The sequence below is a fragment of the Streptomyces sp. SKN60 genome, from assembly GCF_026236535.1.
In the GTDB taxonomy this organism is placed as follows: domain Bacteria; phylum Actinomycetota; class Actinomycetes; order Streptomycetales; family Streptomycetaceae; genus Streptomyces.
Window position 1 is genome coordinate 1 of the sequence record NZ_JAHTMW010000021.1, and the last position, 21,978, is coordinate 21,978.

Genomic DNA, 21,978 nt, shown 5'->3' on the forward strand with positions numbered 1-21,978 from the left:
CCGAACCGCGCGGTGGAAACCGGGTCGGTGCAAGCGGTACGCGCTTCGTACGACAGGAGGGACCGCTGTACCCCATAAGGGTGGACGACGAAGGCGGCGGCCATCTTCGCCCAGCCGGGCTCCTCGAAGCCCTCGTAGTCACCAGGTTCGACACGGTGCCACTCGATGGTGGGCTTCCACACCTTCCCCACCGCGCCGAAGACGATCTCGCGCCCTGCGCGCTCCCCGAGGGCAACCCAGGGCTGGACCTCCAGGTCCCCCTGATCACCGGCTGCGGCGGTGTCGAACAGGTCGGACACCCGCATCGAAGGTGGCGTGGCCACGGGCCGACGGCGCACTCGGTCCGGCACTCCACGCGCCCACATGACCACGTCGAACAGCGGCGAGTGTATGGACAGCATGTCCAGATCACGCGCTGCGCGGTACACGACGTCTGGCGCGGCGGCGATCACGGCGCACTCCAGGCGGGAGAACCGGAACTCGGGCAGAGCCGCGTCGAGCAAGAGAGGCTCGGCCGGCACGGTGACGCTCGGCTGGGTATCCATGGAGACCTCCCGGATCCGACACCACCAGTCTGGCCCACAGCACAGGCATCTCGCTGGGGTCGAACGGCCCCCAATGAGCTGCGCGGCTGACGATGAGGTGCGCGACCAGGGCGGCGCTGTTGCCGCCCGAGCGGCACACCGCGTCGGTCGAGGCGGGTTCGGTAGCCGCGGGCGGCCTGAGGGCGGCAACACGCTGCGCCCTACACGGAGGAGCTTGTCGCCCGAGGCTGGAGCATCCACGAGACAAGCGATGAGTGGATCTTCTGTTGCTCCAGCCATTTGAAGACCTCGGCCCTCTTGTACAGGACCTTGGCGTTCCCACCTCGGCCGAGTTTGTAACCCTTCAAGCCCAGTTTCGACGCTTCCTTGTACACCCAGCTCGTGGACATGCTGAGCATCGCGGCGACCTCGGAGGTTTCCATGAGGACGGGTTCGACGGGTTGGCGCCGTCGCGATCGGGTGGTGTCGGAAGGCTGCGGTTCCACGGGTGAGACGGCTCCTTCGAGGCTGGGCTGAGCGTGATCGCAGTGCCGAGCTGCTCCGCTCTGGCAGGATTCTGAGGTCTTCGGCGGCCGCCCTGTGTCACTGCCAAGAGTCACCGGGCGGGCCAAGGCCATGGTCATGAGGAGCGCCGGTTTCGCTGGGCCGGGATTCGCCGCTATGCTGCCGCGCCATTTTTCGAGGGTTCCGGCGGAGACGAGTCCTCGTGCACGCGTGGATCGGGCGTCGCTGCTCTGAGGGTGACGGTGATCACGAGGGCTCTTGAGCGCGTGCTGCGTAGGCTTGTGGGGTCGTCGCGGTGGAGCCAGGGAGAGTGGGCGAAGTTCCCCGACATTGCCTGACGATGCGTCAGAAAAGTCAGCAAGTGGTCAGCATGAGTCCTGAAAAACCTGGGGACAGCTGCCTGAACTTGCGACTCGTTGTAGGGTGTGGAAACAGCCCTTGACCTGCAAAAACGCAGGCAGGGAGCCTATGTCCAGGAGTACCTCAGTGATACGAACGATATTCAAGTCGAAGATCCACCGCGCTACCGTGACGCAGGCCGATCTTCACTACGTCGGATCCGTGACCGTCGACGCCGAGCTGATGGAGGCGGCCGACCTGCTGCCCGGCGAGCTCGTCCACATCGTCGACATCGACAACGGGGCCCGCCTGGAGACCTATGTCATCGAGGGCGAGCGCGGCTCCGGAGTGATCGGGATCAACGGTGCCGCCGCGCATCTGGTGCACCCCGGGGACCTGGTCATCCTCATCAGCTACGCGCAGGTCAGCGACGCCGAGGCGCGCGCGTTCGTGCCGCGCGTCGTGCACGTCGACGCCGGCAACCGCATCGTGGAGCTCGGGGGCGACGCGTCGGCGCCCGTGCCCGGGACCGACACGGTGCGCCCGCCGCACGCCGTACCCGCGCAGATCTGACCACGGCCGAGGAGGCCCGCAGCATGGCAGAGCTGGACCTGACCATCCGCGACGACCGGGAGAAGGGCCGCCTGGAGGCGTTCGACGACGGCGACTACGCCGGCGTCGTCGTCTACTTCGTCCTCGACGAGGAGCCGCACGCCCTCGTCGCCGTGCACACGGTCGTCGAGGCCACGCACGAGGGGAAGGGCGTCGCCGGCGCGCTGGTGAAGGAGTTCTACCGGATCGCCGCCGCCGAGGGCGTCCCCGTCGTGCCGCTCTGCCCGTACGCCGCCAAGTGGGCCGAACGGCACCCCGACGAGGCCCCGGCACCGGCGGCGGAGGTCGTCCGCGCGGCCAAGCGACAGCTGAAGGCCAGCCCGGAACTCTGGTGACGCGGCCCGTGCCCCGGCCGCGCCGCCACCCGAAGGAATGGGTCCGGCGCGCCGGGGCACACGGACGGGGGGAGGCTGGGATCCGGGCCCGCTCGGGCCCGGCACCCGCACCCCGCCCGTACCCCCAGACCGGGAGTCCGTCATGACCCAGCCCCCGATCCCCGACCCGCTGCCCTCGCCCGGCCCCGTGCCGCCCGGCCCGCCGTCACCCGTGCCCCCGCCGGTCCCGCCGCCCGTGCCGCCGCCCAACCCCGTACCCGTACCGGAACCCGAACCGCAGCCACAGCCCGGGCCCGCCGGGTTGTGACGGACGGGGCGGGGGATCGGGCCGAAGGCCTTGTCACGCACGGTTGCCAGCCCCTACCGTGGGCGACTGCCGATGCGTTCGAGGGGGGCCCATGCCAGCCGTACGCGGGAATCGCGAGAATTGCGGGAAACACCGTCGGTACCAGCCGAGCCGGATCAACCGTGCCTCGCTGACCGTCACCGCGGGCGGCGCCGGAATCGCCCTGCCGCTCATCGGCGCGGGCACCGCGCACGCCGCCTCGCTCGACGTCTGGGACAAGCTCGCGTCCTGCGAGTCCTCCTCCAACTGGCAGATCAACACCGGCAACGGCTACTTCGGCGGACTCCAGTTCAGCCAGTCCACCTGGGAGCGGTACGGCGGGACGCACTACGCGCCGCGCGCCGACCTGGCCTCCAAGGACCAGCAGATCGAGATCGCCGAGCGCGTGCTCAAGGGCCAGGGCCCCGGCGCCTGGCCGGCCTGCGCGCCGCGTGCCGGCCTGGAGCGCGGCGGCGAGGCCCCCGGCGTCACCGCCCAGACCGAGCGCACCCGTCCGCTCAAGGACGCCCCGCGGGCCCGGCAGGCCGCGTTACCCGCCCAGCGGACCGCCGCCCCGGCGAACCCGGCCAGCCCCACCACCGTGCCGACCGTCCGCGAGATGTACACCGTCGCGCCCGGCGACTCGCTCTCGAAGATCGCCCGCGACGCGCATGTACGGGGCGGCTGGCCCCGGCTCTACGCGGCGAACCGCACCGTCGTCGGTGACGACCCCGACCTGATCCTCCCCGGCCAGCGCCTCACCCTCCGGATCAGCGCCCCCGCCGCGCCGCAGAAGTCCAAGCCCCAGCCGAAGCTCCAGCCGAAGCCCCAGCCGAAGCACCAGCCCAAGCCCAAGCCGGAGACCAGACCGGCCACCCCGAAGCCAACCACCGCGAAGACCCCGGTCAAGCCGCCCGCCCCGGCCCCGAGGCCCGCCCCGAAACCCGTCACCAAGCCGGTCGCCGCGAAGCCCGCCGCCAAACCCGCCCCGAAGCCGGCGCACAAGCCCGCTGCCAAACCCGCCGCCAAGCCCGCTCCCGAGCGCGCCCGCTTCGCCACGCCCGTCGCCGACGCCGACATCGGCACCCGCTACCGCAAGGCCGGCTCGTCCTGGTCCAGCGGCTATCACACGGGCGTCGACTTCCCCGTCCCCACCGGCACCTCCGTACGGGCCGTGTCCGACGGCACGATCGTGTCGGCCGGCTGGGGCGGCGCGTACGGCTACCAGATCGTCATCCGGCACCACGACGGGCGCTACAGCCAGTACGCGCACCTCTCGGCGCTCTCGGTCCGCGAGGGCCAGCGGGTCACCGCGGGGCAGCGGATCGCGCGGTCAGGATCGACCGGCAACACTTCGGGACCGCACCTGCACTTCGAGATGCGCACGGGTCCCGGGTACGGGTCCGACATCGACCCCCTGGCCTACCTCAGGGCCCGCGGCGTCAGCATCTGAGGTGCCGCCCGGCGCGGATGACACCGCCGGGGAGTCCTCGGGCCGCCCGAGCCGGTCCAGGGTGAGCTGCACCAGTCCGCCGGCCGCCACCGCGCCGCAGATCAGGGCGGCGACGGTGCCGGCCGCCCCGTACCGGAAGGACTCGCCGAACAGGGTGAGGCCGACGGCCGCGGCGATCACCGGGTTCACCACGGTGACCGTCGCCAGCGGTGCGGCGAGGCCCGCGCCCCGGTAGGAGGCCTGGGAGAGCAGCAGACCGGTGATCGCGAGCGCCGAGAGGACGAGGAGGCTGGTCCACTCGGCGAGCGGCGCGTCCGCCGTCCACTCCTCGGCCACCGTCTTGGTGAACACCGAGGCGATGCCGAAGGCCCCGCCGGCCGCCGTCGCCAGGATCACGCTGCGCAGCGCCGAACGGCCCACCAGGTGCGCGAGCACGAAGAGCAGCGCCACCGCGCCGAAGGTCAGCGCCGCGAGCAGGTGCCGGTCGGCGTCGGACAGCGGGTGGGTGCCGGGGCCGCCGGTGAGGCTGAGCAGTCCGGCCAGGCCCGCGGTCGCCATCAGCGCGCCCCGCCAGGCGGTGCGCCCGACCCGGCGGCCCACGAAGAGCGCCGCCATCGGCAGCGCGAAGACGATGGTGAGCGCGCCGAGCGGCTGGACCAGGCTCAGCGGGCCGTACGCGAGCGCCGCCACGTGCAGCGCGGCGCCGACGCCGTTGAGCAGGACGGCGCCCCACCAGGCGGGGCGGCGCAGCGGTGCGTAGCGCGGGCCGTCGGCCGCGGCCGCGACCCGCTCCTGCACGATCGCCGCGGCCGCGTAGGCGACCGCGGAGACCAGGGCGAGGAGCACGGACAGCACGAGGGGGCTCATACCTCCACGATCTCTCTTCCGGGCGTTCGCGTCGTCGTACCTGGGAACGCGATCTCGCGTACCGCGAACGGAGTACGAGGCCGCCCCGTACACCTCTGGATGTACGCCCGCGCAGGTCAGGGCCGGTGACGGGGAGCCCCTACGGGGCGCGTCCGGCGCCCCGCGCGCCCCGCCCCGCGCCCCCGGCGGCCCGCATTCCGAGCCACCGCGGCCCCCGCCCGGTCCACATTGGCCCGCACCGGGCGCCCGCCCGTACCGTGTGCGCCGTGGACCTCGACCAGAGCGCCCGGATCGGCGGCTTCTTCGCCCTGCGCACCAGCCCGCCGCCCACCCCGCTCGCCCCTCCCGCGCCCGCCGCCGTGCCCCTCGCGCTCCTGTACGCGGGCGGGGCCGACGCCGCCCTCGCCGCCCGCATCGACCGGGTCGCCGTCGGCCTGGGCACCCCCGAGCGCCGGGTGGCCGCCTCCGCCGCCCACCTCGGTCTGACCGCCCGCCTCTGGTCCGTCGCACTCGGCCCCGCCGCGCTCTTCGGCCGCTTCCCCGACCTCACGCCCGAGACCCTCCACTGGGACGGCACCCTCGGCGCCCCCGACGAGCTGTGGTGGTCCGGCACCAACAGCCGGCCCGCCACCGCCGACGACCTGCGGGCCGCCGTCCAGGAGGCCCACCTGGTCCCGCTGCACGCCGCCTTCGCCCGCGACGGACGGATCTCCCCGCGGCTCCTCTGGGGCAACGCGGGCTCCGCGCTCGCCGGCGCCCTGCGCGAACTGCTCCGCTGGACCCGGTCCCACGACCGGCCCGAGGCCGCCGCACGCGCCGTCGCCCTCACCCGCGGGCTGCTCGCCCACCCCGACCTGGAGCGCACCGTCCGCGGCCCGGCACTGCGCCGCACCACCTGCTGCCTCTACTACCGCTCCCGGTCCGGAGGCCTGTGCGGCGACTGTGTGTTCGACCACCCGCCCCGTAAGGGTTTGGAGCGACGGCCCCCGGCTCCGTAAAGTTGCCTCTTCGGGAGTACTTGCAGGCGCGAGCGATCGAGGAACGACGAAGGCCATGACGGTGACCGAAGAGACCCAGGACCTCGGGGAGGCCCAGGAGTACGGGCCGGGCATCGACCCGGAGCGACTGGCCGTCTGCCTCAGCGTGCTCGACGAGCTCGACACGATCGACGTCGACCACCCGGACGCGATCGCCGTCCGCCGCGCCACCGCCGGCATCTACCGGACCGTGAAGCAGCGCCGCCGCCAGGAGCGCCGGGCCGCCAAGACCGCCCACGACAAGGCGGTCACCGAGGCGACCGCGACCGGCTCCGCGCAGCGCATCGACGACGAGACCGAGGGCATCCTGCCCTCGTCCGTCACCGAGGCCGGCAAGATCGCGGGCATACTCCAGCGCCCGCGCTCCTGCTACACCTGCAAGACCCGCTACGTCGAGGTCGACTACTTCTACCACCAGCTCTGTCCGGACTGCGCCGCCCTGAACCGGTCCAAGCGGGAGGCCCGCGCCGACCTCACCGGCAAGCGCGCGCTGCTCACCGGCGGCCGCGCCAAGATCGGCATGTACATCGCGCTGCGGCTGCTGCGCGACGGCGCCCACACCACGATCACCACCCGGTTCCCCAAGGACGCCATCCGCCGCTTCAAGGCGATGGAGGACTCCGCGGAGTGGATGGACCGCCTGGAGGTCGTCGGCATCGACCTGCGCGACCCGGCCCAGGCCGTGGCCCTCGCCGACCAGGTCGCCGCCGCGGGACCGCTGGACGTCCTGGTGAACAACGCGACGCAGACCGTGCGCCGGCTGCCGTCCGCGTACGCCGCCCTGGTCGACGGCGAGAGCGCGCCGCTGCCCGCCGGCGAGCTGCCCGCCCACCACGTCATCGGCGCCTTCAACTCCGGCGCCGTCGACGGTCTGGCCGCGCTCCCGCTCGGCACCGGCGCCATCGACGCGCAGGCCGTCGCCGACCTGGCCCTGGTCGCCGGCAACGCCAGCATCGAGCGGCACCACGCCGGCACCGCGATCGACGCCGGCGGCCTGGTGCCCGACGTCGTCGACACCAACACCTGGGTGCAGACCATCGACCAGATCTCCCCGGTGGAGCTCCTGGAGACCCAGCTCTGCAACTACACCGCGCCCTTCATCCTCATCAGCAAGCTGCGCCCGGCGATGGCCGAGGCCGCCGCGCGGGCCAAGAGCGGGCGGGCGTACGTCGTGAACGTCTCCGCCATGGAGGGCGTCTTCAGCCGCGGCTACAAGGGCGCCGGGCACCCGAACACCAACGCCGCCAAGGCCGCGATCAACATGGTGACGCGGACCAGCGCGCAGGAGATGTTCCAGTCCGACGGCATCCTCATGACCTCCGTCGACACCGGCTGGATCACCGACGAGCGCCCGCACTTCGACAAGCTGCGGCTGGCCGAGGAGGGCTTCCACGCCCCGCTCGACCTGGTCGACGGCGCGGCCCGGGTCTACGATCCGATCGTGCGCGGCGAGGACGGCGACGACCTGTACGGCGTGTTCATGAAGGACTACCTGCCCGGCAAGTGGTGAGCCGCGCCCGCCGCTCCGGCGGGCCGTCGATTTGATCGATGATCGGGCATCCAAACGCCCGCTGACCTCGGTAAACGGGGCCGAACGAGCCACTTTCACTCGATCGCGTCACACTTTCGCGCCCCATAGAGCGCCCGCGCGCTCAGATGGTTAATCTGATGTCCACGGTCGGCCACCGGGGGTTTCACCGAACCCCCACGGTCGGCCCGGGGACAGGCCTGACATCAAGGCCGCGGTCCCGCCCCGATACGGCGCCACCGCGACCGACCGGCCCAGACCCATTGACTCGCGACACAGAGGAGTGCGCGGTGACACCCGAAATGACCCAGCAGGAGCAGAGCCCGTCCGAACCCAAGGAGCGGCCGCGCCGCTCCGGAGAACTCGGCAGCCTCGAAGTGTGGGCCCGCTCGGCCCCGATCCGTCTGGCCGGCTACGAGGACGACCTCGCCGAGCCGCACATCCTGCCCGGCATCGACTGAGCGACCAACGCGTCCTGACCGACGTGCCCCCCGTGCCCCCGCCCGCCCCACGCGGTGCGGGGGCACGGGCGTGCCGGGCACGGCGACCCGCCGGCTTCAGGGCCGGCCGCGCCCGGCGGGCTCCCGCAGGGCGACCGGCGGCAGGTACTCGCGCAGCAGCGTCCGGTGCCACCAGGCCCCGGTCTCCCGCAGTTCGCTCCAGGTGGTGAAGCGGTAGCGGTAGAGCCGGGCCCGCACATAGACCGGCGGCTCGTCCGGGAACGGGTTGTGCCGGAGCAGCCGCAGGGTGTCCCGGTCCCCGGCGAGCAGCCGCTCCACGAACGGGCCGAACCAGTCGCGGGCGTAGCCGGGGGAGAGCGCCGCGAACCACATCAGCCAGTCGAGCCGCAGATGGTACGGGGCGAACTGGCGCGGCATCCGGCGCGGGTCGCCCGGCTTGCCCTTGAACCCGTACTCCCGCCACTCGGTCCCCGCGTGCGGCCGCCCGGGCTCGGCGGTGCCCTCGACCACGATCTCGTCGCGCACCCGGCCGACCGTGCCGAAGGCCCCGTACGTGTTGACCAGGTGCAGCACGTCGAAGGACCGGTTCATCGCCTGCCGCTTGGACAGCAGATTGCGCACCGGGTGCCGGCTCTGCACCAGGATCAGGGCGGTGGCGGCGCACACCACGACCACGTACCAGAGCGGCGCCTCCGGCTGCGGGTGGTCGTCGCCGGCGAGGAGCGAGCCGTCCACGGCGGAGAGCGCGAGCACGATGGTGATCCAGTTCAGCCAGGCGAAGTTGCCGGAGAGCACCAGCCACAGCTGGGTGACGATCATCAGCCCGGCGGCGATCGTGGCGACCGGCTGCGGGGCGAAGAGCAGCACGGGGACGCCGAGCTGGACGACATGGTTGGCGGCGCACTCGACCTTGTGCAGCGGTCCGGGGATGTGGTGGAAGAACCAGCTCAGCGGGCCGGGCATCGGCTGGGTCTCGTGGTGGTGGTAGAGGCAGGTCAGATTCCGCCAGCACGCGTCGCCGCGGATCTTGATGAGCCCGGCGCCGAACTCGACCCGGAAGAGCAGCCAGCGCAGCAGGAAGAGGACCAGGATCGGCGGCCCGGTGTCGTCGTTGCCGAGCAGCACGGCGAGGAAGCCGGTCTCCAGGAGCAGCGACTCCCAGCCGAAGGAGTACCAGGTCTGCCCGACGTTCACGATCGACAGATAGAGCGCCCAGGCGAGCAGCCACAGCAGCATCGACACCGGCAGCGGCACCGCGTCACCGGCCCCCGCCACCAGGGCGAGGGCGAGGGCGGCGCCGCTCCAGGCGACGGCGGCGAAGAGGCGGTCGGAGTAGCGCCACTGGAAGAGGCTGGGCGCGCGGCGGGCCGGCACGGCCCGGACGAAGTCGGGCACCGGCAGCATGCCGCGGGCGCCGATCAGCGCCCGGAACTGCAGCGCCGCCGAGAGGAAGGCGACGAGATAGAGGCCGGCGAGCCCCCGCTGGAAGACGATCCGGCTCAGCCAGTAGTCGGGGGCGGTGAACCAGTCCATCGCGCCGGGCGCGGGCGGTCAGCCCTTCCGGTCGTCCTCGTCCGCGGTCCGCTCGCCCTCGGCCTGGGAGGGCGTGGTCCGGGTGACCTGCGGGTGGACGTGCGCCTTCTGCTGCTCGTCCATGTCCTCGTCGAGACGCTCGCCCTCGGCCTGCGAGGGGCTGGTGTACTCGTCGTACTGGCTCATGGCCGCCTCCTCGGAGAGGTGCGCGGGGTGAGTACGGAACGAGCGTAACTCTCATCGGCCGGCGGCGAGAGCCGTGAGCGCGCGGCCGAGCCGGCTGGCGTAGGCGTGCTGCAGGAAGCGCACGACGGGCCCGCCGAGCCGGGTGTACCAGGCGGCGGCGCGGCTGAAGGCGGTGACCGTGAACCACACGTCGCCGTTCTCGTGCAGGTCGACCACGAAGGACTCCTCGCCGCACTCGGGGTGCCCGGCGCGGGTGCCGTAGGCGAAGCCGGTCTCGCGTTCCGTGTACGTCGTCCAGATCACCTTGCAGGGCGCGGTGAAGCGGACCGGGCCGAGGCCGAGCGAGACCTCCAGGGTGACGCCGGGCGCGGCGCGGTCGGCCGTGCTGTCGACCCGGGCGCCGGTCGCGCGGTGCATCGCCCAGGTGGTGACGGCGGCGCCGGCCGCCTCGTACGCGGCCCGGCCGTGGCCGACCCGGACGGTGTGGTGCAGATGGTGGTAGCCGGCGGGCAGCGGGCCGGTGCGGGTGGCGCCGACCTCGGGGTAGTTGGTGCCGGGGGCAGGGGTGTCCGAGAGGCTGCGGATGAGGCGGGTCATGCCGGGAGCTCCGTTCGGTGGGCGGGGACAGCGACAGGGGTACGAGCAGGGGCGGCGGTACGGGCCGGGGCGAGCCGGCGCCAGGCGAGCAGCGAGCAGAGGGCGAAGCCGAGGGCGTTGCCGAGGCCGTGCGTGGCGGCCATCCAGGTCAGGCTCGGGTGCGGAAGGCCGGTGGCCTCGCCGAGCGCCCAGCTCAGGGCGAGCAGCATGGTGGCGACCAGGACGGCGGCCGAGGTGGCGAGCAGCGACCTGGTGACCGGGTCGGGGGCGCCGGCGCGCAGCTCGCGCCAGGTGGCGAGGGCGACGGCCCACATCCCGGCGGTGAGGACGAGCGCCCCGGCGAGCTCGGCCCAGTCGTCGACGAAGTAGCCGAGCAGGACGAGCAGGGTGCCGAGCGGGACGCTGAGCGCGGCGAACCGGGTGCCCCGGCGCTCCGCCGTACGGCAGACGAGGCCCGCGACCAGGGCGGCGGCGAAGCCCGCGAAGTGGAAGTGCGGCACGGTGAGGGCCAGGATGCCGAGCTCGAAGCCGAACAGCTCGTACCCGCCGCGCTCGGCGACCAGGGCGAGCCCCGCGACGGCCGGCGTGACGAGCGCGGTGAGCGCGGCGATCTCGGCGGGGGCCAGGGACCGCGTGAGCGCGAGCCGGACCGGCGCGTGCAGGGCGAGGGCCAGGGTGGCCAGGGCGTAGACCGACGCGAGGGCGACGGCGAGCGGCGAGCGCGGCAGCCACAGGGCGACCGCGCCGGGCAGCGCGAGCAGCGGCCAGACGCGGCGCAGCAGGCGCAGGGTGGCCGGCTGCGGTTCGTCGAGCAGTCGGAGCCCGACGGGCACGACGACCAGCATCCCCAGCATCACGATCAGTCCGACGAGCACGGACACGGCACCGTCACCCCCACGAGCGAGATCGGTTGAACATGTTCAACCCCTTCGGTGGTGAGCCTAGAGCCTTCCTTGAACGTGTTCAAGTGGCGGTTCGGGTGACGTGACGGACGCAGTGCGGAGCCGGATGGCCGCGCCCGGATTGCGGGGCCCCGGGGCCTGCGGCAGACATGAAGGAACGACCGGCGGCGACAGGCGGGAGACCCAGTGCGCGACGCAGCCAGACCACGGCCCTCGACACCACCAGGACACGGCCGAGGGCCCTCGCGCACCCCCGCGCGCACGCTCGCCGCGCTCGCCTCTGCCCTGCTCCTCGCGGGCTGCTCCGGCGGCGACCCCGGCGAGCCCGGGGCCGAGCAGAGCGCCACGGGGCCCGCCCGCGAGGTGCTGCTCCAGCCCGCAGGCAGCCAGGGCCCCGCCCCCTTCACCCCCTCCACCGCCCAGGAGGGCGCCCCCGTGCAGCAGGAGGCGCCGCCCGTCACCGGCGTCACCGACCCCGCTCCGGCCGGGCACGCCCTCACCGGCTCCACCCCCGGCCTCTACGGCGGCACCCGCTCCGTCGCCAGCTGCAACGTCGAGCAGCAGGTCTCCTACCTCACCGCCGAACCTGGCAAGGCCCGCGCCTTCGCCGAGTCCGCGGGCATCCCCGAGAGCAATCTCGCCGACTGGCTGCGCGGCCTCACCCCGGTCCTGCTGCGCGCCGACACCCGGGTCACCGGCCACGGCTTCCAGAACGGCCGCGCCACCTCCTTCCAGTCCGTGCTCCAGGCCGGCACCGCCGTCCTCGTCGACCAGTACGGCACCCCCCGGGTCCGCTGCGCCTGCGGCAACCCGCTGCGCTCCCCGGCCGCCGCCGACGGCGCCGTGCACACCGGCGAGCCCTGGCCCGGCTACCGTCCCGAACGGGTCGTCGTCATCACCCCCACCAGCGGCACCGTCGGCAGCCTGGTGATCGCCAGCGCCGCCGACAACACCTGGCTGGAGCGCCGCACCGGCACCGACGGCGACCAGGACCGCAGGCCCGACGTCCTGCCCTCCTGCGACCCGGCCTCCTGCGACCTGGTCACCAACCCGCCCCAGCCGGTGCCCGACACCAACGTTCCCTCCGCCGCCCCCTCGGTCCCGGTCGTGCCGCACCACACCCCCTCCGCGCCCCGCGAGAACGAGCGGCCGGGCGACCCGGTGGCCCCGCCGATGCCGGACGACACCGGACCCGCGCCCACCCCCGACGTACCGCCGGCACCCGACGGTCCGGTCGGACCGGAGGTGCCGGTCGCGCCGGACGGGCCCGGCGAGCAGCAGCCGCAGCCCGAGCCGCCGCCCTCCTTCGAGGAGTTGCTCCCCGGCGACACCGCGCCCCATCAGCCCGAGACCTTCGAGGGCTGACGGACCGTGTTGCCGACCTCGGTGCCCATCTCGCTGCGAACGTTGTTGCGAACCTGTGCCGATCTTCGCCGTGCGCGCGGCCGACGCGACGCCTAGCGTGGCCCCATGACTGCGGGCAGAGGGGGCGGGACGGCGGCCGAGCCGTGCCGCTGCACGGTGGACGCGGCGGGCTCGGCGGGGACGACCTGCTGCTTCCTGCACGACTTCGGCCGGGAATTCCGGATGGGCACCTTCGACTGGGACCTGCTCACCGGCCGGATGACCATGGACGAGGGCGCCCTCGACATCTTCGACATGCCCGCCGACGAGTACGACGGCGACCCGGCGACCCTCGGTTCCCGCGTCCTGACCGACGAGGGGCGCCGGCTCGACTCGCTGGTCACCCAGGCCCTCAAGGACGGCAGCTCCCACTACGGCGCCTACTTCCGCATCCGCACCCGGGACGGCGTCCAGCGCTGGACCCACACCCAGGGCGTGGTCCGCCGCGACGCCGACGGGCGCCCCGTGCGCATCATCGGCCTCGTCCGCGACGCCTCCGAGGAGCTCACCGAGTCCGCCGCCCGGCTCGGCCTCGACGAGGGCCGCCGGCAGCGCACCAGCGTCGTCGAGGGCATGACCGCCGCCCTCGCCCACGCCCGCACCGTGCAGGACATCATCGACCTCCTGAACGACTCCCAGGGCCTGGAGCAGTTCGGCGCCGCCAGCCTCGTCATGGGCCTGCTCGAATCGGGCCGCATCCACCTGGTGGCCGAGGGGCCCGCCGGTGCCTTCGTGCCGGGCACCCGGTTCACCCGGGTGGACGAGCCGTACCCGATGAGCGAGGTCGTCCGCACCCTCAGCCCCCGCTTCATCGAGTCCCCGGAGGACTTCGCCGCCTCCTACCCGATCCTGTGGCCGCACATCAGCGGCCTCGGCATCACCTCCGCCGCCTACCTCCCGCTGATCGCCCAGGCCCGCCCCATCGGCGCCCTCGGCCTGCTCTACAGCGACCGGACCGGCTTCAGCGCCGACGAGCGCAACCTGCTCGTCGCGCTCGGCAGCTCCATCGCCCAGAGCCTCCAGCGCGCCATGCTCTACGAGCAGGACCACGACCTCGCCGAAGGCCTGCAGCAGGCGATGCTGCCGCGCCGCATCCCCGACGTGCCCGGCGCGCAGATCGCCGTCCGCTACCGCTCCGCCCGGCTCGGCCGGGACATCGGCGGCGACTGGTACGACATCATCCCGCTGCCCGGAGGCAGGGTCGGCGCCGTCATCGGCGACGTCCAGGGCCACGACACCCACGCCGCCGCCGTCATGGGCCAGCTGCGGATCGTGCTGCGCGCCTACGCCGCCGAGGGCCACACCCCCGCCACCGTCATGGCCCGCGCCTCCGTCTTCCTCCACGAACTCGACACCGAACGCTTCGCCACCTGCACCTACGCCGAGACCGACCCCGCCACCGGACTCGTCCAGATCGTCCGCGCCGGGCATGTCGACCCGATGCTCCAGGACCGCGACGGCAGCGCCCGCCGGCTGCCCGTCGAGGGCGGACTGCCGCTCGGCCTGTCCGCCGAGTTCGGGCGCCTCGAATACCCCGTCACCGCCGTCGAGCTCGACCCCGGCCAGACCCTGCTGCTCTACACCGACGGCCTGGTCGAGAAGCCGGGCGCCGACCTCGACGAGGGCCTGCAGTGGCTCACCTCGCTGGTCCGGCGCGGCCCCCGGGACCTCGGCCTGCTCGCCGACCACCTCTGCGACGTCGTCGACGAGCGCGGCGGCGAGGACGACGTCGCCGTGCTGCTGCTGCGCCGCGAGGGCGACCGCTCGCCGCAGGCCGGCGGCCGGCTCCAGCAGCACGTCGGCCAGAACGACCCCGAAGCCCTCAGCTCCGCCCGCCACATGATCCGCGCCGCCGTGCGCGCCTGGGGCGCCGGCAGCCGCTCCGACGAGATCGAGCTGGTCGCCGACGAGCTGACGACCAACGCCCTGATGCACACCGACGGCGGCGCCATCGTCACCCTGCGGATGCTGGCCGGCCCCGAACGCCGCCTCCGGGTCGAGGTCGAGGACCGCTCCAGCGCCCTGCCGCGCCGCCGCGAGGCCGGCGAGTCCGGGGTCTCCGGCCGCGGACTGCTCCTCGTCGAACGCCTCTCCGACGCGTGGGGCGTCGAACCGCGCGGCGGCGGCAAGTGCGTGTGGTGCGAGTTCGCCACCGAGCAGCCGGGGGAGTGGGCCGAAGGGTCCTGACCCGGCGGTACGGGGCGGGGCGCGCGTCCGACGGGCGCGCGCCCCGCGCGTACGGCAGGGTGGGGGGCATGCCCGAGCTGCCCGAGGTCGAAGCCCTCCGCGCGTTCCTCGACGAGCACCTCGTGGGCAAGGAGATCGCCCGCGTGCTGCCCGTCGCGATCAGCGTGCTCAAGACCTACGACCCGCCGGTCACCGCCCTCGACGGCGCCCGGGTCACCGGCGTCGCCCGGCACGGCAAGTTCCTGGACCTCGCCACCGAGGGCGCGGAGGGCGTCGCGGGCGCTGGGGGCGCCGGGGGTGAACTGCATCTGGTCACCCATCTCGCCCGGGCCGGCTGGCTGCACTGGAAGGACGTCCTGCCGTCCGGCCCGCCGAAACCGGGCAAGGGACCGCTCGCGCTGCGGATCGCGCTCACCGGCGGCGACGGCTTCGACCTCACCGAGGCCGGCACCACCAAACGCCTCGCCGTGTACGTCGTCCGCGACCCCGGCGAGGTGCCCGGAGTCGCCCGCCTCGGCCCCGACCCGCTCGCCGCGGAGTTCGACCTCGCCGCCTTCACCGCCCTGCTCGCCGGCGAACGGCGCCAGATCAAGGGCGCGCTGCGCGACCAGAGCCTGATCGCGGGCATCGGCAACGCGTACAGCGACGAGATCCTGCACGCCGCGAAGATGTCCCCGTTCAAGCCCGTCCAGAACCTCACCGCGGCGGAGACCGCCGCCTTGTACGAGGCCATGCGCGCCACCCTCGCCGAGGCCGTCGAACGCTCCCACGGGCTCGCCGCCGGCAGGCTCAAGGCGGAGAAGAAGAGCGGCCTGCGGGTGCACGGCCGCGCGGGCGAGCCCTGCCCGGTGTGCGGCGACACCGTTCGCAGCGTCTCCTTCAGCGACTCCTCGCTCCAGTACTGCCCCACCTGCCAGACCGGCGGCCGGCCGCTCGCCGACCGGCGCCTCTCCAAGCTGCTCAAATAGCGCTGAAATACACTCGCGGGCATGCTGCGCGTACTGGCCGTCGACGACGAGGCGCCGGCCCTCGAGGAACTGCTCTATCTGCTGCGGGCCGACCCGCGCGTGCGCACCGCCGAGGGCGCGGGCGACGCCACCGAGGCGCTGCGCAGGATCGGCCGGGCCGTCGAGTCCGGGCCCGACGGGCCCGAGGGCATCGACGTGGTCTTCCTCGACATCCACATGCCCGGCCTCGGCGGCCTCGACCTGGCCCGGGTGCTCGGCGGCCTCGCCCGGCCCCCGCTGATCGTCTTCGTCACCGCCCACGAGGGCTTCGCGGTCCAGGCCTTCGACCTGGAGGCCGTCGACTACGTGCTCAAGCCGGTCCGCCGGGAACGGCTCGCCGAGGCCGTACGGCGGGTCCGCGACCTGGTGCACGCCGGTGCCGCGGCCGCCCCGGCGGCGGCGCCCGCGGCCGAGCAGATCCCGGTCGAACTCGGCGGCGTCACCCGCTTCGTGGCCGTCGACGACATCGCGTACGTGGAGGCGCACGGCGACTACGCCCGGCTCCACACCGACCAGGGCAGCCATCTGGTGCGCATCCCGCTGTCCGTCCTGGAGGAGCGCTGGGCCGCGCGCGGCTTCGTACGGATCCACCGCAGCCATCTGGTCGCGCTCGGCCGGATCGACGAACTGCGCCTGGACGGCGGCGCGACCTCGGTCCGGGTCGGCGAGGCCGTCCTCGCCGTCTCCCGCCGGCACGCCCGGGAGCTGCGCGACCTGCTGATGCGCCGCGCCCGGGGCTGACCGGGGCTGTCCGGGGCTGATCAGGCGGTCCGCCGGCCGGTCAGCAGAGGTGCAGCGCCAAGTGGCTCAGGGCCACGCCCAACTGCCAGGCGGGCAGCCACACCTGGCGCTCCTCGTCCAGGGCGCGGACCCCGCCGAGACCGGCGAGCCCGGCCAGATCGGCGGCCCGCAGCTCGGTGTCCCGGAGCAGCCGCCAGGTGTCCCGGGCCAGGGCCAGATCGGGCGCCGGGGTGGCGGCGGGCGGGGCCCCGAGCCGGGCGGTCACCCAGGCGTCCCACGGGTGGTCGTGCGCGGTGCGGCGCAGCCAGCCGTCGAGGCCCGGCCCGCCGGCGCCCGGCCCGTCGAGCAGGACCGTCAGGGCGAGGGTGCGCACCCCCGCCCGGAACTCCAGCGAGCCGGGCGCGACGAGCCCGCTCGCGCGCATCACGTCATCGGCGACGTACTCGGCGCACAGCCAGTCCATCGGCACGGCGAGTCCGCCTCCGCCGCCTCCGCCGGCGCCGTTCGTGCTCTCGGGCAGCACGGTTCCACCTTCTCCCGGTTCTCCTGGACCCCAGGTCCTGTTCGCCCCGGGGACGAGCCTCCTCCGAGAAGGCCGCGCGCGGGGCCGGTTCGGCGAAGTGGACCGGGGGATTCGGATGTCCGTCCCCGCCGCATCGGTGCTGGTGGGCGCCGTGTGACGAGGGTGAAGAGCGGGGCGGGGGAGACGCGGCTCAGCCGAGCAGCGCGTAGACCGCGGTCGCGTGCGCGGCGGTCTCCTCGCCGCCCTCGGCGGTCATGGTGATGTCCGCGAAGGCCATCCGCCTGCCGGTCTTGGTGAGCCGGGCCCGTACGAGGACGTCGGCGCCGACCACCGGCCGCTGGAAGCTGATCGACTGCTGCACGGTGGTCATCGGGACGAAGCCGCCGCGGGCGGCGGCCACCGCGATCACGGTCGCCGTGTCGGCGGCGGCCATCAGCGCCTGGCCGGACAGGCCGCCGCCCTCGCGGGCGAGCCGGTCGGACCAGGGGAGCCGGAGGACGGCCTCCCGCTCGCCGACGGACTCGACCGAGAGTCCGAGGTCGAGCACCCAGGGGGCGAAGTTGTCGGCGAGGATCTTTTCGGCGGCGGCGGGGGCCAGCGGCACGGGCGTCGTTGTCACGGCGTCATTGTGGGGCCCCGGCCGAGGACCGGGCAACGGGTCCGCGACGGCGCGGCCGGTAGCCGGGCAGCCGGTGCCCGAGCTGGCGCAGGGCGTAGTGGGAGCGGGACTTGACGGTGCCGGCCGGGATGCCGAGATCGGCGGCGGCCTCGTTGACGGTGAGCCCGTGGAAGTAGAGCCGGACCAGGACCGCCCGGTGTTCGGGGCGCAGTCCGCGTACCGCCGCCCGGACGTCGAGCGCGGCGACCGCGGACTCGGTGGCGTCGGCCGGGTCGGCGGTGACCGCGAGCAGTTCGTCGCCGATCTCGGTGGGGCGGGAGAGCCGGGAGCGGCGGGCGTCGATGGCGAGCCGCCGGGCGACCGTGAACAGCCAGGGCCGCATGGAGGTGTAGGAGGAGTCGAAGGCCTCGGGGTGCAGCCACGCGCGGACCAGGGTCTCCTGCACCAGGTCCTCGGCCCGCTGCCGGTCGCCCTGGGTCAGTCCGAGCAGGAAGGAGAGGAGGGCCGGGCCGTGCTCGTCCTTGAGCTCCTTCAGGGCCCGCTCGTCGGTGGTCGCCGCCGGTGCGGTCGGTGGCGTCAGTGCCGTCGTCATGCGCCGTATGTGAACGCATCCGGACGCCGGACGACAGGGAACGAACCGGGATCTGCGACGAACGGTCGCACCGAGCGGTGAATGGTGCGGTGAACGGACGGGCGGAAGGCGTGCGTCCGATTCAGCGGGTTTATGGCCTGTTGCGGCATTGAACCTTGACTGCGGCTTATCGCCCCCGGTGAATTCATAGGAACAGCTGTTCATCCTACGAACCAGCGGAGTCCGGCAGATGACCCCACGCACCCGACCCGGCACGGCCGTCCTCGCCGCCGTCCTGCTCACCACGGCCGCCGGCTGCGCCGTCGCCGACCGCGCCCCCGAGCGCCCCGGCGACGGGCCCGCGCAGAGCCGGGCGCCCCAGCGACCCGCCGCCCCCGGGAGTGGCTCCGCCCCGGCCCCCTTCACCCTGGTGGCCTCAGGCGACGTCCTCCCGCACGACTCGATCATCCGGCAGGCCGCCGCCGACGCGGGCGGCGACGGCTACGACTTCCGCCCCATGCTCTCCGGCGTCAAGCCTGTGGTCTCCCGCGCCGACCTGGCGATCTGCCACATGGAGACGGTGTACGGCGAACCCGGCGGCCCCTACACCGGCTACCCCGCCTTCAAGTCCCCGCCGGAGGTCGCCGCCGCCCTCAAGGAGACCGGCTACGACTCCTGCTCCACCGCCTCCAACCACACCCTGGACGACGGCGCCGCCGGACTGCGCCGCACCCTCGACGCCCTGGACAAGGCGGGCGTACGGCACGCCGGCTCGGCCCGCAGCGCCGACGAGGCCGCCCGTCCCGCCCTGCTCAAGGCCGGCCGGGCGACCGTGGCACAGCTCGCCTACACGTACGACACCAACGGCTATCCGCTCCCCGAGGGGCAGCCCTGGGCGGTGAACCTGATCGACCCGGAGAAGATCGTCGCCGACGCCCGGGACGCCCGGAAGGCCGGCGCCGACGTCGTGGTCGTCTCCATCCACTGGGGCACCGAGTGGCAGTCCGCGCCCGACGAGAAGCAGCTCTCGCTCGGCCGGGCGCTCACCGCCTCCCGCACCGGCGACCGTCCCGACATCGACCTCATCATCGGCACCCACGCCCATGTGCCGCAGGCCTACGAGAAGGTCAACGGCACCTGGATCGTCTACGGCATGGGCGACCAGATCGCCGGCGACATGATCAACTACGAGGGCGCCTACGACCGTCGCGGCAACATGGGCACCCTGGGCCGCTTCACCTTCGCCCCGCCCACCGCGCCCGGCCGCCGCTGGGAGGTGACAAGGGCGGAGTTCGTGCCCCAGTTCTTCGACACCGCGCGCGGCCGGGTGGTCAACCTCAACGAGGCGATCGGGAAGGGCCAGGCGCAGTACACCGAGCCCCGCGACGCCATCCGCTCGGTCGTCCTCGACCGGGGCGCGGCCCGCGACGGACTGACCATGGGGGAGTAGCCCGGGGGGTACGGGTTACGGCACCACCGTGACCGGCCAGCGGCCCGCCTTGACCAGGCGCACCGCCACCGACCCCACGAAACGGTGCCCGGCCGACTCCGAGGCCCCGACCACCACCGCGTCCGCCTTCAGCTCGTCGGCGGCCGAGACCAGACCCGCGTACGCGTCCCCGCGGAAGGTGTGGAACTCCCAGCGCACCTGGAAGATCTCCTTCACGCGCTCCGCGGACTCCCGGATCTCGGCCACCAGACCCTCGGCGATCTCCTCGGTGGCGCCGGAGACCGGCGCCCCCATCGCCGCGCCGGCCGCGAGCACCGGCTGTACGTACACGAGCGCGAGCAGTGCGTTCTGCCGCCGGGCGAGCCCGGCCGCGTACGCCGCCGCGCGCAGCGAGGACGCCGAACCGTCGACCCCGGCGACGATCACCTTCGGGCCGTCCGTACCTCGTTCGAATCCGCTCACCCTCCGAGGCTATCGGCTCATCAGGTGTTTTCCGACGGGGGTCCGGTGTCGCTGCGCGGCCGGTGCCGTCCACCGTTCGCACCATTGGTCATGAAAAAGGATGAGACGACCACAGGGCGCCGGGCGCTGCTGCGCCTCGCCGCCGCCCTGGGCGCCACCGCCACCGTCGGAGTCTTCGCCGCCGACCGCCTGGGAGGCACGGACGAGGGGACCACGGCGGCCGGGGCCCGCCCCGCGCGCCCGGCACCCGCCGCCGGACCGCAGGGCCAGGCCCGGGGCGGGGCACAGGCCAAGGCGCAGGCGCGGGCCGCGCGGCTGCGCCCCGCCGCGTACCGGCTCCAGCCGATGACCGGCTACGCGCCGCCCGCCTTCCGCCGGGCCCTCCCGCCGGTCCGGACCCGGCCCTTCCTCCATCTCACCGGCGTCGGCCGCTCGATGGTGCTCACCTTCGACGACGGCCCCGACCCGCGCTACACCCCGGAGATCCTCGACACGCTGCGCAGCCACGGCTGCCGGGCGATGTTCTTCGTCTGCGGCGAGATGGCGGTCGACAACCAGGACCTGCTCAAGCGGATGGCCGAGGACGGACACGTGGTCGGCAACCACTCCTGGTCCCATCCCCTCGTGCCCAAACTGCGGCCCTCCCGCATCCGCCAGGAGCTCGGCTCCACCAGCGACGTCATCGAACGGGCCCTGGGCACACCGCCGTTGTGGTACCGGGCGCCCTACGGGGCGTGGAACAGGCTGTCGTTCGAGATCGGCGCCGAGCTCGGCATGGAACCGCTCGCCTGGACCGTGGACACCCTCGACTGGCAGGAGCCGCCCACCGACCGCATCGTCCAGCGGGTCCTGGACGGGGCGGGCGAGGGCGTCGTCGTCCTCAACCACGACGCGGGCGGCAACCGTTCGCACAGCGTCGCCGCCCTCAAGCGCTATCTGCCCCGGCTCCTCGACGCCGGCTACAGCATCACCGTGCCGCGCCGCTGAGCGGAGCCGGCGGGCGTACGCCGAAGGGCCCCGGCACCTGGGTGGGTGCCGGGGCCCTCCGCCTCGCGACCGCCTAGCGGAGACCGACCATCCGGGCGAAGACCACCACGTTGCCGTCGTAGCCGTGGGCGCGCGAGTAGCCGCCGCCGCACGTGATCACCCGCAGCTCCGGCTGGCCGGTGTCCCCGTACACCCGGGCTCCGGGGAAGTCGTTCTTCGCGAAGACCTCGACCCCGTAGATCTCGAACACGGCCACCCGGCCGTCATAACGGTCGACCTCGATGTGCTGGCCCTGTTGCAGGGAGCCGAGACCGTAGAACACCGCGGGCCCGGCCAGGTTGTCGACGTGCCCCACGATGACGGAGGTGCCGCGCATGCCCGGCGCGATGCCGTTCTGGTACCAGCCGGCGAGGTTCTTCTCCTCGGGCGGCGGGGCGGCGACCCAGCCGTTGTCGTCCAGTCCCACGTCCATGAGCGGGGCCGCCACCTGGATGGCCGGGATCCTGATACGTGAGGCGGGGGCGAACGGCAGCTCCGGGAAGGCGCCGGCCGTGGGGGCGGGGGCGACCGGTCGGGCGACCGGGCGCGCGGCCGCGGTGGGCTGCGGCGGGCCGGACTCGAAGCCGACCCCGTTGCGCATTATCGCCAGGCCGGACAGCATGACGAGAGCCAGCGCACCCCAGGGTTGGCGTCTCCTGGCGGCGTCGAAGAGGCTGAAGTCCTTGGGGCTCATGGTTCTCCCTTGGTGGCGTCACGGGAACGGTAAGGGTGCGGACGCGAACCGGCCTGCCGAGCGGGGCGAA

24 protein-coding genes are annotated in these 21,978 nt (G+C 73.7%); 13 read left to right on the plus strand and 11 right to left on the minus strand.

Annotated features, from left to right (window positions below):
* A partial coding sequence (locus KV205_RS28875; protein WP_265867637.1) for a hypothetical protein occupies nucleotides 1–545 on the minus strand: 545 nt, incomplete at its 3' end.
* Nucleotides 546–1,535: 990 nt separating this feature from the next.
* Between KV205_RS28875 and panD the strand changes: the two genes are divergently transcribed.
* From panD to KV205_RS28895, 4 genes are all read left to right on the plus strand, one after another.
* Nucleotides 1,536–1,961 (plus strand): aspartate 1-decarboxylase, encoded by a 426-nt coding sequence (panD, locus tag KV205_RS28880; protein WP_265867638.1) that lies wholly within the window; start codon nucleotides 1,536–1,538, stop codon nucleotides 1,959–1,961.
* A 23-nt stretch (nucleotides 1,962–1,984) separates the two neighbouring features.
* The gene (locus KV205_RS28885) at nucleotides 1,985–2,335 is read left to right on the plus strand and encodes a GNAT family N-acetyltransferase (RefSeq protein WP_265867639.1); all 351 of its coding nucleotides are present in this window, start codon (nucleotides 1,985–1,987) and stop codon (nucleotides 2,333–2,335) included.
* 142 nt (nucleotides 2,336–2,477) lie between these two features.
* Complete coding sequence (locus tag KV205_RS28890; protein ID WP_265867640.1) at nucleotides 2,478–2,642, plus strand: hypothetical protein; 165 nt, start codon at nucleotides 2,478–2,480, stop codon at nucleotides 2,640–2,642.
* 91 nt (nucleotides 2,643–2,733) lie between these two features.
* On the plus strand, nucleotides 2,734–4,113 hold the full coding sequence (locus KV205_RS28895) for a transglycosylase family protein (RefSeq protein ID WP_265867641.1): 1,380 nt from the start codon (nucleotides 2,734–2,736) through the stop codon (nucleotides 4,111–4,113).
* Here the strand turns inward: KV205_RS28895 and KV205_RS28900 are convergent.
* Nucleotides 3,994–4,980, minus strand: coding sequence for a DMT family transporter (locus KV205_RS28900; protein ID WP_265867643.1), 987 nt, complete (start codon nucleotides 4,978–4,980; stop codon nucleotides 3,994–3,996). The genes KV205_RS28895 and KV205_RS28900 overlap by 120 nt on opposite strands.
* 266 nt (nucleotides 4,981–5,246) lie before the next feature.
* On the opposite strand from KV205_RS28900, the gene KV205_RS28905 reads away from it, so the two are divergent.
* The 3 genes from KV205_RS28905 to KV205_RS28915 all read left to right on the plus strand — a co-directional run bounded on the left by KV205_RS28905 (nucleotide 5,247) and on the right by KV205_RS28915 (nucleotide 8,006).
* A complete protein-coding gene (locus KV205_RS28905; protein ID WP_265867644.1) occupies nucleotides 5,247–5,978 on the plus strand; it encodes an IucA/IucC family C-terminal-domain containing protein in 732 nt (243 codons plus the stop codon).
* 55 nt (nucleotides 5,979–6,033) lie between these two features.
* Nucleotides 6,034–7,527, plus strand: a complete 1,494-nt coding sequence (locus KV205_RS28910) for an SDR family NAD(P)-dependent oxidoreductase (protein ID WP_265867645.1) — start codon at nucleotides 6,034–6,036, stop codon at nucleotides 7,525–7,527.
* Nucleotides 7,528–7,835: 308 nt separating this feature from the next.
* The gene (locus KV205_RS28915; protein WP_265867646.1) at nucleotides 7,836–8,006 is read left to right on the plus strand and encodes a hypothetical protein; all 171 of its coding nucleotides are present in this window, start codon (nucleotides 7,836–7,838) and stop codon (nucleotides 8,004–8,006) included.
* Nucleotides 8,007–8,102: 96 nt separating this feature from the next.
* Here KV205_RS28915 and KV205_RS28920 read toward each other — a convergent pair whose 3' ends face one another.
* Genes KV205_RS28920 through KV205_RS28935 form a run of 4 tightly spaced genes read right to left on the minus strand, consistent with a single transcriptional unit; the run spans nucleotide 8,103 to nucleotide 11,203 of the window.
* Entirely contained in the window at nucleotides 8,103–9,539 is a 1,437-nt protein-coding gene (locus KV205_RS28920; RefSeq protein ID WP_265867648.1) for a lipase maturation factor family protein, read from the minus strand.
* Nucleotides 9,540–9,557: 18 nt separating this feature from the next.
* The gene (locus KV205_RS28925; RefSeq protein ID WP_265867649.1) at nucleotides 9,558–9,725 is read right to left on the minus strand and encodes a hypothetical protein; all 168 of its coding nucleotides are present in this window, start codon (nucleotides 9,723–9,725) and stop codon (nucleotides 9,558–9,560) included.
* Between the two features lie 51 nt (nucleotides 9,726–9,776).
* The gene (locus KV205_RS28930; protein WP_265867650.1) at nucleotides 9,777–10,322 is read right to left on the minus strand and encodes a DUF1990 family protein; all 546 of its coding nucleotides are present in this window, start codon (nucleotides 10,320–10,322) and stop codon (nucleotides 9,777–9,779) included.
* Complete coding sequence (locus KV205_RS28935) at nucleotides 10,319–11,203, minus strand: YndJ family protein (RefSeq protein WP_265867651.1); 885 nt, start codon at nucleotides 11,201–11,203, stop codon at nucleotides 10,319–10,321. Before KV205_RS28935 ends, KV205_RS28930 begins: the two co-directional genes overlap by 4 nt.
* 207 nt (nucleotides 11,204–11,410) lie before the next feature.
* On the opposite strand from KV205_RS28935, the gene KV205_RS28940 reads away from it, so the two are divergent.
* The 4 genes from KV205_RS28940 to KV205_RS28955 all read left to right on the plus strand — a co-directional run bounded on the left by KV205_RS28940 (nucleotide 11,411) and on the right by KV205_RS28955 (nucleotide 16,563).
* The gene (locus KV205_RS28940) at nucleotides 11,411–12,589 is read left to right on the plus strand and encodes a DUF6777 domain-containing protein (protein WP_265867652.1); all 1,179 of its coding nucleotides are present in this window, start codon (nucleotides 11,411–11,413) and stop codon (nucleotides 12,587–12,589) included.
* Nucleotides 12,590–12,811: 222 nt separating this feature from the next.
* Nucleotides 12,812–14,815, plus strand: coding sequence for a SpoIIE family protein phosphatase (locus tag KV205_RS28945; RefSeq protein ID WP_265867771.1), 2,004 nt, complete (start codon nucleotides 12,812–12,814; stop codon nucleotides 14,813–14,815).
* Between the two features lie 68 nt (nucleotides 14,816–14,883).
* Complete coding sequence (locus tag KV205_RS28950; protein WP_265867654.1) at nucleotides 14,884–15,783, plus strand: Fpg/Nei family DNA glycosylase; 900 nt, start codon at nucleotides 14,884–14,886, stop codon at nucleotides 15,781–15,783.
* A 21-nt stretch (nucleotides 15,784–15,804) separates the two neighbouring features.
* Nucleotides 15,805–16,563: a LytTR family DNA-binding domain-containing protein gene (locus tag KV205_RS28955; RefSeq protein WP_265867655.1), complete on the plus strand. Its 759-nt coding sequence runs from the start codon at nucleotides 15,805–15,807 to the stop codon at nucleotides 16,561–16,563.
* A gap of 40 nt (nucleotides 16,564–16,603) precedes the next feature.
* Here KV205_RS28955 and KV205_RS28960 read toward each other — a convergent pair whose 3' ends face one another.
* The 3 genes from KV205_RS28960 to KV205_RS28970 all read right to left on the minus strand — a co-directional run bounded on the left by KV205_RS28960 (nucleotide 16,604) and on the right by KV205_RS28970 (nucleotide 18,297).
* Entirely contained in the window at nucleotides 16,604–17,086 is a 483-nt protein-coding gene (locus KV205_RS28960) for a hypothetical protein (RefSeq protein WP_374214739.1), read from the minus strand.
* 190 nt (nucleotides 17,087–17,276) lie between these two features.
* On the minus strand, nucleotides 17,277–17,690 hold the full coding sequence (locus tag KV205_RS28965) for a PaaI family thioesterase (protein WP_265867773.1): 414 nt from the start codon (nucleotides 17,688–17,690) through the stop codon (nucleotides 17,277–17,279).
* A gap of 19 nt (nucleotides 17,691–17,709) precedes the next feature.
* Nucleotides 17,710–18,297 carry a sigma-70 family RNA polymerase sigma factor gene (locus KV205_RS28970; protein WP_265867656.1) on the minus strand — a complete coding sequence of 196 codons (588 nt, stop codon included), beginning with the start codon at nucleotides 18,295–18,297 and terminating at the stop codon, nucleotides 17,710–17,712.
* 229 nt (nucleotides 18,298–18,526) lie between these two features.
* On the opposite strand from KV205_RS28970, the gene KV205_RS28975 reads away from it, so the two are divergent.
* The gene (locus KV205_RS28975; RefSeq protein WP_265867657.1) at nucleotides 18,527–19,726 is read left to right on the plus strand and encodes a CapA family protein; all 1,200 of its coding nucleotides are present in this window, start codon (nucleotides 18,527–18,529) and stop codon (nucleotides 19,724–19,726) included.
* Between the two features lie 15 nt (nucleotides 19,727–19,741).
* Here KV205_RS28975 and KV205_RS28980 read toward each other — a convergent pair whose 3' ends face one another.
* Nucleotides 19,742–20,188: a universal stress protein gene (locus KV205_RS28980; protein ID WP_265867658.1), complete on the minus strand. Its 447-nt coding sequence runs from the start codon at nucleotides 20,186–20,188 to the stop codon at nucleotides 19,742–19,744.
* A gap of 90 nt (nucleotides 20,189–20,278) precedes the next feature.
* Between KV205_RS28980 and KV205_RS28985 the strand changes: the two genes are divergently transcribed.
* Nucleotides 20,279–21,175, plus strand: coding sequence for a polysaccharide deacetylase family protein (locus KV205_RS28985; protein ID WP_265867659.1), 897 nt, complete (start codon nucleotides 20,279–20,281; stop codon nucleotides 21,173–21,175).
* Between the two features lie 73 nt (nucleotides 21,176–21,248).
* Here KV205_RS28985 and KV205_RS28990 read toward each other — a convergent pair whose 3' ends face one another.
* On the minus strand, nucleotides 21,249–21,908 hold the full coding sequence (locus KV205_RS28990) for a class F sortase (protein WP_265867660.1): 660 nt from the start codon (nucleotides 21,906–21,908) through the stop codon (nucleotides 21,249–21,251).
* Nucleotides 21,909–21,978: the final 70 nt, after the last annotated feature.

What these genes read in the sequence shown, in the direction of transcription:
- KV205_RS28885 (WP_265867639.1), top strand. Translation starts at nt 1,985, where the DNA reads ATGGCAGAGCTGGACCTGACCATCCGCGACGACCGGGAGAAGGGCCGC.
- KV205_RS28890 (WP_265867640.1), top strand. Translation starts at nt 2,478, where the DNA reads ATGACCCAGCCCCCGATCCCCGACCCGCTGCCCTCGCCCGGCCCCGTG.
- KV205_RS28895 (WP_265867641.1), top strand. Translation starts at nt 2,734, where the DNA reads ATGCCAGCCGTACGCGGGAATCGCGAGAATTGCGGGAAACACCGTCGG.
- KV205_RS28900 (WP_265867643.1), bottom strand. Translation starts at nt 4,980, where the DNA reads ATGAGCCCCCTCGTGCTGTCCGTGCTCCTCGCCCTGGTCTCCGCGGTC.
- KV205_RS28910 (WP_265867645.1), top strand. Translation starts at nt 6,034, where the DNA reads ATGACGGTGACCGAAGAGACCCAGGACCTCGGGGAGGCCCAGGAGTAC.
- KV205_RS28920 (WP_265867648.1), bottom strand. Translation starts at nt 9,539, where the DNA reads ATGGACTGGTTCACCGCCCCCGACTACTGGCTGAGCCGGATCGTCTTC.
- KV205_RS28925 (WP_265867649.1), bottom strand. Translation starts at nt 9,725, where the DNA reads ATGAGCCAGTACGACGAGTACACCAGCCCCTCGCAGGCCGAGGGCGAG.
- KV205_RS28930 (WP_265867650.1), bottom strand. Translation starts at nt 10,322, where the DNA reads ATGACCCGCCTCATCCGCAGCCTCTCGGACACCCCTGCCCCCGGCACC.
- KV205_RS28945 (WP_265867771.1), top strand. Translation starts at nt 12,812, where the DNA reads ATGGGCACCTTCGACTGGGACCTGCTCACCGGCCGGATGACCATGGAC.
- KV205_RS28950 (WP_265867654.1), top strand. Translation starts at nt 14,884, where the DNA reads ATGCCCGAGCTGCCCGAGGTCGAAGCCCTCCGCGCGTTCCTCGACGAG.
- KV205_RS28955 (WP_265867655.1), top strand. Translation starts at nt 15,805, where the DNA reads ATGCTGCGCGTACTGGCCGTCGACGACGAGGCGCCGGCCCTCGAGGAA.
- KV205_RS28970 (WP_265867656.1), bottom strand. Translation starts at nt 18,297, where the DNA reads ATGACGACGGCACTGACGCCACCGACCGCACCGGCGGCGACCACCGAC.
- KV205_RS28975 (WP_265867657.1), top strand. Translation starts at nt 18,527, where the DNA reads ATGACCCCACGCACCCGACCCGGCACGGCCGTCCTCGCCGCCGTCCTG.
- KV205_RS28985 (WP_265867659.1), top strand. Translation starts at nt 20,279, where the DNA reads ATGAAAAAGGATGAGACGACCACAGGGCGCCGGGCGCTGCTGCGCCTC.
- KV205_RS28990 (WP_265867660.1), bottom strand. Translation starts at nt 21,908, where the DNA reads ATGAGCCCCAAGGACTTCAGCCTCTTCGACGCCGCCAGGAGACGCCAA.